This is a genomic window from Hominimerdicola intestinalis (assembly GCF_054655215.1).
The window spans coordinates 58644-70723 of record NZ_BAAHNZ010000002.1 but is presented as its reverse complement, the minus strand read 5'-3'; the positions used below and the strand labels follow the sequence as shown (position 1 = coordinate 70723).

10 protein-coding genes and 1 pseudogene are annotated in these 12080 nt (G+C 41.6%); 9 read left to right on the top strand and 2 right to left on the bottom strand.

Features of this window, described 5'->3' with window-relative positions; translation table 11 throughout:
- Positions 1–297: 297 nt before the first annotated feature.
- From ACYQ0H_RS02710 to ACYQ0H_RS02675, 8 genes and pseudogenes are all read left to right on the top strand, one after another.
- A complete protein-coding gene (locus tag ACYQ0H_RS02710; RefSeq protein WP_459811307.1) occupies positions 298–2250 on the top strand; it encodes a glycoside hydrolase family 5 protein in 1953 nt (650 codons plus the stop codon).
- Between the two features lie 21 nt (positions 2251–2271).
- A complete protein-coding gene (locus ACYQ0H_RS02705) occupies positions 2272–4647 on the top strand; it encodes a hypothetical protein (protein WP_459811306.1) in 2376 nt (791 codons plus the stop codon).
- A 348-nt stretch (positions 4648–4995) separates the two neighbouring features.
- Complete coding sequence (locus ACYQ0H_RS02700; RefSeq protein WP_459811305.1) at positions 4996–6186, top strand: hypothetical protein; 1191 nt, start codon at positions 4996–4998, stop codon at positions 6184–6186.
- A 257-nt stretch (positions 6187–6443) separates the two neighbouring features.
- Positions 6444–7781, top strand: coding sequence for a hypothetical protein (locus ACYQ0H_RS02695; RefSeq protein ID WP_459811304.1), 1338 nt, complete (start codon positions 6444–6446; stop codon positions 7779–7781).
- 136 nt (positions 7782–7917) lie between these two features.
- Positions 7918–8352 carry a hypothetical protein gene (locus ACYQ0H_RS02690; RefSeq protein WP_459811303.1) on the top strand — a complete coding sequence of 145 codons (435 nt, stop codon included), beginning with the start codon at positions 7918–7920 and terminating at the stop codon, positions 8350–8352.
- A 144-nt stretch (positions 8353–8496) separates the two neighbouring features.
- Positions 8497–8748 carry a spore coat associated protein CotJA gene (locus ACYQ0H_RS02685; RefSeq protein WP_459811302.1) on the top strand — a complete coding sequence of 84 codons (252 nt, stop codon included), beginning with the start codon at positions 8497–8499 and terminating at the stop codon, positions 8746–8748.
- Entirely contained in the window at positions 8741–8995 is a 255-nt protein-coding gene (locus ACYQ0H_RS02680; RefSeq protein ID WP_459811580.1) for a spore coat protein CotJB, read from the top strand. The genes ACYQ0H_RS02685 and ACYQ0H_RS02680 overlap by 8 nt, the downstream gene beginning before the upstream one ends.
- A pseudogene (locus tag ACYQ0H_RS02675) lies at positions 8995–9195 on the top strand (manganese catalase family protein); the annotation flags it as partial. The gene ACYQ0H_RS02680 and the pseudogene ACYQ0H_RS02675, both read left to right, overlap by 1 nt.
- Positions 9196–9223: 28 nt before the next feature.
- Here the strand turns inward: ACYQ0H_RS02675 and ACYQ0H_RS02670 are convergent.
- Both ACYQ0H_RS02670 and ACYQ0H_RS02665 read right to left on the bottom strand, forming a co-directional pair.
- The gene (locus ACYQ0H_RS02670; protein ID WP_459811301.1) at positions 9224–10732 is read right to left on the bottom strand and encodes a recombinase family protein; all 1509 of its coding nucleotides are present in this window, start codon (positions 10730–10732) and stop codon (positions 9224–9226) included.
- A gap of 276 nt (positions 10733–11008) precedes the next feature.
- A complete protein-coding gene (locus ACYQ0H_RS02665; RefSeq protein WP_459811300.1) occupies positions 11009–11554 on the bottom strand; it encodes a tetratricopeptide repeat protein in 546 nt (181 codons plus the stop codon).
- 221 nt (positions 11555–11775) lie between these two features.
- On the opposite strand from ACYQ0H_RS02665, the gene ACYQ0H_RS02660 reads away from it, so the two are divergent.
- Complete coding sequence (locus ACYQ0H_RS02660; protein ID WP_459811299.1) at positions 11776–11967, top strand: helix-turn-helix domain-containing protein; 192 nt, start codon at positions 11776–11778, stop codon at positions 11965–11967.
- Positions 11968–12080 lie beyond the last annotated feature (113 nt).

The window sequence follows — 12080 nt, the reverse complement described above, 5'->3', positions numbered from 1 at the left end:
AAGTTGTAATAAAAAGTCTGTTTTTATTTACGCAATAAATTCATAATTTCCAATTATACCATTTAGCCATATTTTTTTACCGTTTAAGCAAAAAATATGTTTAATTGTGCTATTATAGAAGCATAGCTTACAGAAGATAAATTCAAATGACATTCTGCATAGCTGTAATCGAATACAAGTGCAAAGTCATTAATAAAGATAAAAGGGAGGTTGATTCCGATGTACTGAAAAGCTGTAAGTTATAAACGGTTTTGATATTCAAAGCTGAATGTCTATTGTAAAGGAGGTTTATTTATTATGAATTTAGTAAAAAAAGTCATAAGTATGGCTTCTGCAGCGGCGGTTGCTTGTACAATGGCAACCGCGGCGGGGGTCAGCGCTTTTAACGAGGGTACATATACGGGAAGCGGAACGTATATCGCTACTTACATGAAGAACGCTTATTACGGCAAGAGCTCTTTTGAGATCAAGTATAAGTATAACAGTCTTGATGCGGACGGAAAGTATGCTGAAGCCGACGGAAGCTTAAAGGATGTTGATTATTCGGATACTTTTGATTTCCTTGTGTTTGATACTAACTGGGGCGGATGGAATCCGACAGAAGTAGGGCAGGCGGCTCCTCAGGTTGGCGTAGAGTATACAGCTACTGTTTCGATAGCTGATATTGAAGGCAAACTTGCCGCAGGAAGTACACCTTACGGTATCAATCTTCAGACGGGTAAGATCGGCGATACAAGCGTATCGATCGTTTCTCTTGAATATGTTGACGCTGTTGTTCCGGGTGCAGAAGTAACGATTACGGGTGACTGGACTAAAGGCACGGGCGGAACTATGACAGTTGAGGGTTCTGGAGCTTATGTTACGACAAACGAGTGGAACATAGATGTTTCGCAGTTCTCGGTAAACGGATTTGAAAATCCGACAGTTGACGTAACTGTCGAGTATACTTCCGCGCCGAATACATTTGTTCAGGCAGAACTGCTTAAAAGCGACGGAAATCCTGTAGTATCAAATTATCCGAATGTTGACGTATCTGGTACCTATACCTACACTACAGAGATACCTGAGGATATGACCTCTTTCGTAGCCTGCTACGATCAGTGTAAGGTCAAGAAGATTCATATCTATGACAATCACGAAGGCAACGCTCTTAACGTTTCCGGACAGACCGCGAATACCATTAACGCAAATCTCGCGCCTTGCTGGAATCTCGGAAATTCATTTGATTCTGTAGATAACAGCGGAAATGTAGGAGAAACGGTATGGGGTAACCCGGTTGTAACCGAAAAGCTTTTCCAGGCTGTAAGAGATCAGGGTTTCAGGAGCGTAAGAATTCCTGTAAGCTATCTTAATATGGTAAGCTCCACAGGCGATGTTAACGACGCTTACCTTGACAGGATTCAGGCTGTTGTTGACAGAGCGATGGACTGCGGACTTTATGTAATTATTAACGTTCATCATGACGGAGGCGACGGAGTTACAGGAAAATGGATCGACATCAGTCTTGACAATTCAAGTCAGGCGTTTGCAGCCGTTAAGACTAAGTACAGCGCTATGTGGACAGAGATCGCTCAGAAATTTGCAAACTACAATCAGGCTCTGCTGTTCGAGGGAATGAACGAGCTTATGATCAGCGGAAAATATCAGAGATCTCAGTTTACAGACGCTGAGTTTGAAAATGCATACTCAAATATTAATGATCTGAATGAGGCTTTTGTCAATGCGGTGCGCGGAACAGGCACAAACGACGGAAACGACGACCGCTGCCTTATTATGCCGGGCTACAATACCGACATCAACCTTACCGCTGCCGGATTTGACGAAGGACTGTTTGATATGCCTGAAGATTCGACGGCAAACAGACAGATTCTTTCGGTTCATTATTATGATCCCTATGATTTTACTTTGAACCAGTACGGAACAAGCTTATGGGATCAGTCAGCATACGGCGAAGCTTATATGGCGGCTCAGCTTGCCAAGGTAACCAACAAGGGCTATCCCGTATTTATCGGAGAGTATTGCGCAAACTTCAAGAACAATATAAGCGCTGTTGCTTTGTACAATAAGACTCTCAACCAGAAGGCTAAAGCTGTTACCAATGTAAGCGTATCAACAGCTTACTGGGATAACGGAGTTATAGGTGTAAGCGCCAACGGCTCCGGACTTATCGACAGAAGGTTCAACGCTGTTACCTCAACGGGTTCAACAATTATTGCTGAACTTATGTCGGTATATCCTACGGCATCATAAAATTTAAAGGAGTGATTTGCTTTGAAAAAAATCAAGTTCATTCATCGCCTGGTCGCTTCTGCGACCAGTGCGATGATTTTGCTTTGCGGGGGCGGAGCGTCGCTTTCAGCGGTTGCTGAATCGGAAATATATTCTTATGAACTTTCGGCAGACGGTAATTATTATTATTTGAGAATAAACGAAGTGAACCGTAATCTTACGAGTTATCCTGATATTCCCTCTGAATATAACGGACTGCCTGTAGATGTAAACAATCAGTTCTTTAACTGTGTGAACGCAACTTCGCTCGATATACCGAATGTCAATGCCACACCGGAGTTTCTTTCGAGTCATAATCCATATAAGGTAACTGCAGTGACTGATACCGGTAGCTCCCTTAAATCTTTAACGATACGTTATACTGGTTACTTACAGTTAGGATTAACAAATGCCCAAAATTTGGAAGAAGTATATCTATATTGCAGTCAACTGAAACTTACAAAGATTAAATTCAAAAATAACAGTGCAGATGCAGTTTGGCATGTAGCAAATGATGACGTTAAGGCGACTCTTACCGGCATGGGAGTAAGCGAAGAAAAAGTCACAGTAGATCTTTCAAGCGGTAAATCCGACAGCACTTTGAAGATCAGCGCCAGCGCCGAGTCGATGACATACGGCGAGAGCGATATTACTGTCAGCGTTGAGGAAAATACCAGCGGAGTGCCGGTTGCATATCAATTCTCTAGTAATAAAGATTTTTTATATGTTACAAGCGACATAATTGTCGGTTCTGACGGAAAGATCGTTCCGAAGCATGCTGGAACATATTATATGCGGGCTGTAACTCCCGAAACGGACGATTACAATTCGGCGATGAGCAACGTTGTAAAAATTACCGTAAATTCCGCAGACAAAAGCGATTTTACAAACGCTTATAATGAGGCGCATGAATTATGGTACAAAACCAGAGAGGATTATACTGAGGAAAGCATGACGGCTTTAAGAAGCGTGTATACAAAGTATGATGAATATACAAAAGATATCTTGCATACGGCAGCTGAGTATGAGGCGGCTGAAAATGAGATTCGCGAAGCTATAGGCAAGCTTGTTAAAATTGACGCAACAGAGGCTAAAGAAGCTTTGAAGAATGCGATAGATAAAGCCGAGGCTCTGGTTCAGACCGATTACTCGGAAACAACATGGTCTGAACTTAGCACGGCTCTTGAGGAAGCCAGAACGGTTTATGCAAATGATAATGCCGGGGCTTCTTCAATAGTTGCGGCGGCTGAAAAGCTTACTGCGGCTATTGAAAAACTGGAGTCGGCTCCTATCGGACTTCCGTCGTTCGATTGCGCGGTACAGTTCTCCAATACAGGATGGTGGCCGCAGTACAATATAACAGAAACCTTTGAGGGCAACGGTACCTTTACGATCAAGATTGATACGTCTGCTCAGGCTACGACAGAAGCTTTCGTATTTAATGTTGATCTGCTTAAAGCAGTTACAAGTTATCCTAACATCAAAGCGGTTCTTGATTCGATCAAGGTTGACGGAACTGAAACGGCTTTTGACGCTTCTAAAATTCAGTACGGCGATCTCGAAAGCAATGGTAATTACCGTATAGAAATATACAATGATTACGGCTCGACAAAGAAGAATCCTCCTCTCGATCCAAAATCGCTGGCAAGCTCAAAATCAATTGAAATTACGTTCACGGTTAGCGGTATCCCTGAAAATGATCCTAAGGGAGAGCTTCAGAAGCTTGCAGACGAAACTGAAAAAATGCTTTCAGAGCTTATTGAAGGAGATTATACTGCTGAAAGCATTGAAGCTGTAAAGACAGCGGTTTCGGAAGCTAAAGCGCTTTTGGAAAAGGAAAGCTTATTACAGAGCGAAATTGCTAACGCTAAGTCTGCGATTACTTCAGCTGTAGATTCTATGGTAATTGCAGATACTACGGAAGCGTCAGCTGAACTTGAAAAGGCTGTTGAGTCGGCAGATGCTCTGAATAAGAACGATTATACTGACAAGTCGTGGAAAGCTGTAGAAGATGCTTTGGCTAAAGCCGAGGCTATTACCGATAACAGCACAAATTCACAGATAAAGGCTGTAACCGAAGAGCTTAATAACGCTATAGCTTCACTTGTCAAGGCGTCAGCTGACAGCACATCGGACGGTTCTTCTGATACGGAAAGCAATTCAGATAACAGCAGTTCGTCAAAGACGGAAGATACTTCTTCAGGCAGTTCGTCAGCAGACAGCAAAGCTTCATCATCGAATACAGGGAATACAGGATCATCGTCAGCTTCATCAAAGGCTAACGATCCTGTTGCCAATACCGGTATGATGACGGGAGGAATTTCTGTTATCGCAATTATCAGTCTTGCTGCCGCCGCTGTGGCGAAGAAGAAAAAGTAAGAGTTAGCTTATCTTAAATTATTAGGAATCAATGTCTGAAGTATGACTTTAGACATTGATTTTTTTTATAATTAGTTTTAAGCTGTGTTAATTTGAGATTAATTGATCAATCGAAATTATATTTGGTTTTTGCTAAAATATCGACATTTTTCGACAATATATGGGAGATTAGTTATTTAATTGCTAAATATATGTACAATTTGTCAATTAACACAAAAATGTGCCTGCAAATTTGTGAAAAATTTTGATAAAAAATGTGAAAAATCCCTTGATTTTATTGGAAATTAGTGATATAATGTAATTGGATTTGAAAATAATCCATAAACTATATAAATAGGAGGTTTTAGAATGAAAACCAAGAAACTGTTAGCGGCAATGACGATGAGCGCTTTGGCATTGAGTATGATGTCGATGGCGGCGAGCGCAGAGGACACTGATCCTGTTGTTCCGGAGCCGGAAGTGAATGTTACTGTTCTTCACAACGGACCGCTGGACAATACGGAGCTTACCCCTATGCAGCTTGGAAAGGGTATCGAGGGTGCAAAGATCCGAGTTACCTACACATCGCCACAGGAAGAAGGCTATGGCGTTATCGGCGTTGCCGGAAAAGCAAACGACGACGCATGGACATGGCTCCAGTCGGAAAACAACCCTGCTTTTGCTTCGGAGGGCGAGGCTGTTACAAGTACTGTTGAAATGACCTATGACGAGTTCGTGACCTTTGCGGATATCGGAGATGATGTCCGTACATATGTATTCATGGACTGGGGTCTTGAAGGCGCAGACTGTCTTATCGAGCTGGTAGCTCCCGTTGAGCATTTCGTTGAAGTACCTATCTATGATGACGTTCTGGCGTCCGAGGGTCTTGACGTTACGCCTGGTGAGCTTGGAAAGAATATTCCGGGCGCAAAGGTTCGCTTTACCTATACATCTGCTAACCCGGAAGGCTGGGGAGTAGTAGGACTTGCAGGCAAGGAAAAGGGAACATGGGCTTGGCAGAGTGCAGGCAAGTCGTTCGCTTCCGAGGGTGAAAGCTTTGAAAGTGTTCTTACCTATAGATACAGTGATTTTGTAGCTGCTGCGGGAGTAGGCGATGATCTTGAATCGTTCGTATTCCAGAATTGGGGACTTGCAGAGAATTCTAATTTCAAGGTAGATCTTCTTATCCCTGTAGAGGCTGACGCAACTTCTGTTACCGTTAACCTTTATACAGGAGATCTTGCCGATAATGCGGCGACGTTTACTCCTGTACAGCTTGGAGCGACTGTTCCGGGTGCAGAGCTGAAGATCAGCTATACCGGAGCCGGCGAAGAAGGCGAAGCTGCCGTTGGTATCTGCGGAAACGGAGCAGAGTGGTATGTAGGAACAAACTGCCTTGCTTCTGTAGGAATGGGAATTGATAATTATTATCAGGACACATATGAGAATTTCGTGGAATTTACCGGAATTACTGCTCCTGTTAGCACATACATCTTCCAGAACTGGGGTCTGTTAGAAGGAACAGAATGTTCAATTGATCTGATCCTCCCTGTTGTTTAATTTCAATCTTATAAGATATGGGACTTGCTTTTTTGTAAGTCCCATATTTTTGTGCAATTTTTGTAGTTGCAGAAATTATATGTATTGTTATCGTTTTCTAAGCAATTTTCACAATAATTCACAGTAAATTTTGTGGAATATTTATCTAGAATTTTGCAAGAAACTACTTGAAATTAATGTAATAAAATGCTATTATATTTACTGAGGAATAACATTCGTTCTAACTGAGAAAAATTATTTTGGAGGTAGATGACATTATGAAATTAAAACGGCTGCTGGCGTCGGCAATGGCGGGTTTTATTGCAGTTGGTGGAGTTGTAGGCGGCAGTATTATAGGATCCGCTGACGAAACAATATATGAGAGGGAAGTTTTTAACGGCGCTCTTGGGGGTTACGGAACAGCATATCAATTAAGGTATGATATTTCAGAATATCCCTTCTGTAACGGAAAGAACGGTGAAAAAATACGAGTTACATTTAAAAACGGCAGTGATGTAATTAACAATGGAGTTAATATTAAAGCAATTTGCTTAAATAAGACCGACCAAAGTGATGTTGCAAGAAAAACCAAACTTATAAAAACAACCGGTATTCCTGAAGCGGAGGTTACAGAAACCTTTGATTTAGGGGAATTTCTAAGTGATGTTACTCATAACGATAAGACAGGTGTTAACGGTGAATCTGCTCGTGATGATGTTGTAGCTTTAGCTTTTGCTACTGCCGGAAGTTCCAAATTGGGTAACCTCGTATTAAATAATGAAATTAAAGTTGAAGTTCTTACTCCTTTAGAGAAAGCGCCTGCAGAGTCGTCCTCTGAAGCTGAGTCTTCGTCAGAAGCGGAATCTTCATCTGCGGATGTATCGTCATCAGAAACTGATCCCTCTGACCTGACTGTATATAAAGAGATTGATTTAGGTAATTTTGATGTCGGCACATCATGGGGTTCTTCTAAGGGACTTGCAGCTGATAATTTTGCAGACGCAAAAGCGGGTGATACGGTTACCTTGGATTTTACGGAAAACAGCTCAGAATATTATTGGCAGCTTAAGATAATGAGCGCTGCCGACGGCTGGCCTCCTCTCAGCGGACCTTCTCCTTTAAATGCTTATCAATGTGTGGAGCTAGCGGCAGGAGATATGACATTTTCATTTAAACTTACCGAAGATGACGTAGCTACGCTGAAAGCTAACGGTATGATGTTAAGCGGCTACGGCGTGACATATACAAAGCTTACGCTTGCTGCACCCGGCGGTGATTCCTCGTCTTCTGATGTATCATCAGAAACCTCATCGGAGGTATCCTCTGAAACAAGCAGTGAGATCAGCAGTTCTGATGTTTCATCTGAAGCAGTAACTTCATCTGAAGCTGATTTGTCAAGCGCAGATACAAATACTTCATCAACAGCGGATACGTCTTCAAAATCCGATGTGAGCGCAAGTACAGCTGTTTCGTCAGCAGCTTCTTCAAAGAGCGCGTCTTCCGCAGGTTCAAAGCCGTCTGATTCAGTTCCTAATACAGGAGTAGCCGGCGGATTGTCCGCAGCTGTTATTCTCAGCATTGCAGGAATAGCTGCTATAAAAAAGAAGAATAGTTAAAAATAAAATTTAAAATTAAAGAACAAAAATATTCCTTGTAATAAAACTGCACTGTTTAATACGGTGCAGTTTATTATTTATAAGAGTATATATTTTAAAAACGGGTATAATTACATATGAAAGGAGATGCTTTTAAATGGCTGAAAATGATACAACAAAGCTTCTGACAGAATGTAATTCGGGAATACAGATGGGGGTTGAGTCATTAAACGAAATGCTTCCCTCTGTAAAGAATGAAAAGCTTAAAAAAGTAATGACAGAATGTAGGGAAACACATAAGCGGCTGGGCGATAAAACTCATAAGCTTCTTAATCAGTACGGACAAAGCACAAAGGAACCGCACCCTGTTGCTAAGAGTATGTCATGGATGAAAACCAACTTTAAGCTGGCAGTTGAAAACTCTGACAGTACGATTGCCGATCTGCTGACCGACGGCTGTAATATGGGCGTAAAATCACTTAACAGATACCTAAACCAATACACCGGGGCAGATGAAGAGGTTACCGAAATAACAAAAGATCTGATAAAGTCGGAGCAGAAGCTTGTAACCGATGTAAAAGAATTTCTTTAAATAAATTAAGAGCCGAAGAATTATCTCCGGCTCTTAATTTATTCTGTTTTATTCCGGTATCAGAAGTAACCGGATACTTGTTTCGGACATATAATAAAGTGTTACGCATTGTGATACAGAACAAGTAACAGGAGTGATTTAATAATGGATTTTATGGAGAGCGGACTGCTTGGAAAAATCCTTGACGCAGAGGACTCAAAACCCTGCATGGGTAAAAACTGTCCCATGCCGCAGGGTGCGTTTCCTCCGGATACGCCTGTAGCAATGGCATATGTGCCTTTCCAGAGCTGGGAAAAGCCGTATGACTCTGACGCAGGCTTATCGAGAGGTACGGTTTTTCCGTCGCTTGATAAACCGTTTATCGGAGAGGAGGCGGTAAGGCGTGGCAATGTCTGAAAAGCAGCGTTTAATGAGAAAGGTACAGGCTGCTACCTTTGCCTTAGTCGAGGCTAACCTATATTTGGACAGTCATCCGACTTGCCGCAATGGTCTTGAGTATTTTGAGCAGCACAAGGCTGAGTATGAGAAAGTCGTCAGGGAATATGAGGAGAAGTTCGGTCCTCTGACAGCAGGTGCGTCGAACAACCCGAAGAGATGGGAATGGGTAAGTACGCCGTTTCCCTGGGAAAGGGGTGAAAGTTAATGTGGCAGTATGAAAAGAAACTGGAATATCCGGTTAACATCAAGAACCCTAATCCTGCGCTTGCAAAGGTAATTATCAGTCAGCTTGGCGGCCCGGACGGCGAATTGGGAGCTTCATTAAGGTATCTTAATCAGCGTTATGCAGCGCCGTGCAGAGAAGTTCAGGCTATATTGACAGATGTAGGAACAGAAGAATTAGCTCCTCAATGATATACATAACTTCATCGCTTTAAAATACAAGCTCAATATCGATCTCTGCGAGGTTTTGGTGATACCTATCCGACTTGGGGCGGTAATAGGTTATACGCTTTATTACGCTTCTAAGCAGCGTGTTCTGCTCCTTTACGTCAAGAGTTGGGTACAGTTCGAGGACCTGACGGACTTTTGTTATACGTTCTTCATAGTTGATTGGCTGCGGAGCGTTCTCTCTTGCGGCGACAAGCTTGTTTTGTAAATCTTTTCTGCGCTGTTCCAAAGCTTTCTGTCTTTCCAAAAATATTTCCTGCGTATAAATACCCTGCTCGAGCAGGTCGTAAAGCTTATTCTGCTGTGCATTGGCCTGTTCCAGTTCCTGCTCAATTTTTTTCACAGCAGACCGATACGTCTTAAATTCGGCACTAGACTGTTCAGGCTGAGCGGCTGCAATTTCAAGCTCGCCTAACTTTTCAGTCAAGCTGTCGATAACTGACTTCTCTATTACCTCAAAGGGAGAAGAGGATATTTCGCAGTATTTATTCGCACATATAATACGCGGCTCGCTGTTTGCATAGGTCCTGTATACCATAGCTTTGCCGCATTCACGACAGTACATAAGGTGAGCAAACGGGTTCTTCAGTTCATGCTTTATCTGCGTTCTGGGGTTGCTTCCGTGCTTTTTCTGAGCCGCATTGAAAATCTCCTCACTGATGATAGCTTGATGTTTACCCTTGATCAAAACTGTGCTCTCACTCGTGCTGCGAGGACGGGTAACAATGATCCTGCCGTCCTGTACTGATTTTTTATTCGGACGCCAATTCCAACGGACTTTACCAATGTAGATCGGATTTCGTAATATATCCCTTACGCTGTGCATGGTAAATTTACCGCCCTTTTTAGGCTGAACACCGATAGATGTCAGATAATCGGCAATTTTGCCCGGGGTCATATTTTTGTTTACATAGAGATCGTAGATCATGCGGACGTAGTCAGATTCACCGTTTTCTGCAAGAGTGTACCCCTTTGCGTCTGTCAGGCGTACCTTATCGTAGCCGAATGGGGGGAGCGAACCTATATAATTGCCCTCCTTGATACTTGCAAGCCGTCCTGCCTGAAGCCGGCGGTTAATAGTTTTATACTCCCGGCGGGACATAAACAGACCAAACTCAAAATACTCCTCGTCAAACTCGTTCAGCGGGTTGTAGGTTTTCTGAGGCGTTATTATAAGCGTATTGGTAAGCTTAAAGGTTTGGGCGACGGTGCCCTGATCCTTTGTGTCGCCCCTTGCAAGACGCTCAAGCTCCATAACAAGCACTCCGTCCCACAGATTATTTTCGACGTCACGCAGGAGCTTCTGCATTTGAGGTCTGGCTTCGATACTTTCACCGCTGACGATCTCCTCGTAGATTTCGCCTATAGTAAGATTCTGCTTACGGGCAAGCTCGAGGAGAGTGCGTTTGTGGCGCGCAAGCGTTTCACCGTCACCGTATTGCTCCAACTCCATGTCTTTTCGGGATTTTCTCAGATATATGCAGTAGGGCATTTTTTGACCTCCTTTGCAGTGGTTTTAATTGCATAATTTATTGCCGTCCGAGCACCAGCAAAGCTCGGACGGCGTTTTTTATTTATCCGCCGCAGACTTTACAAGCTTCGTATCCTGACTGTTCGGCTTGATCCTTGGTCATTTCCGTACAGCCATCAGGTGACAAATACCATAACAAGCATTGCAGATATTACTCTGTTGTAATTGCCATAATTGTTGCTAATAATTTTTTTATTTTTTTATTCCTCCTAATAATTATATATAAATCTGTTTGCTTTATTTCTTTTTTCTTGGTCTGTATACATATCCTCTTCTTTTCTTTTCAAGTACATCATCAAAAGAATATGCAAAAGCTCTTTTATGCATAAAAAGTCTTGGGTTATTTAGTAATGATAAATAATATTCTTCGGCTTTATCAACGCTGATTTTAACATAAATATCGCCTATTCTTGTGTAATCAGACGGATTTGTTTTACCGTCAATTTTTATGCATTTCTGTAAACAAATAATTGCCTTATCAAATTCATACTCTTTTTCATATAGTGTTGCCATATCTGAATAAATAGTCCAAGTATTAATTGATGTATGCTCTGTATTAAGTCTGAAACCACTTTCAATATATTTTTCAAAGTATTCTATTGATAATTTGCGATATGAAGCACCCTCCCACATATAAGCATATGCAACTCCTAATAAGTCAAGTGGTTTGCTTGAATCCTTATATTTGTTGATGACTTTTTGTGCAAGCTTATGACGGCCTGGTCCTATAATTGCATAATTAGCAGAAATGACATCATAAGCACTTTTGCGGAATAACTCCATAATATTATTCTCCCATTACAAATTATTCATATTTCAATCCTCTCCCTCTGTGCAGAGGGAGACTTTTACAGCCGGTAAGTCATTATAGCACCTACCACAATAAATTTATATTACCATTATACAACACATTTTCAGAATTTTCAATATAATATCTTGTTATTGTCTTAATATGTCGTAATGATTTAATATATACCTCATATAATAATACCGGAGGTGTCATTATGTACGAAATAAAGTTAAAAGAGCATAGGGTAAAAGCGGGCCTTACGCTAAGACAGTTGGCGAAAGCCACAGGAATCAGCAAAAGCACGTTGAATAATATTGAAAACGGAGCTACTGATCCCCATATTTCAACTGTCGTCACATTAGCTAAATTTTTTTGTTGTAATTTGTCGGAACTCATAATTTTTTAAATTCCTGTCCATTATATTGGACAAGCTTGCACTTTTTGATAAGTTCTTGTGTTAATACTTATAGAGGGGGAGAAATTTTGAAATATTTAAAAGAAAATTTGTTCTAATCCCTT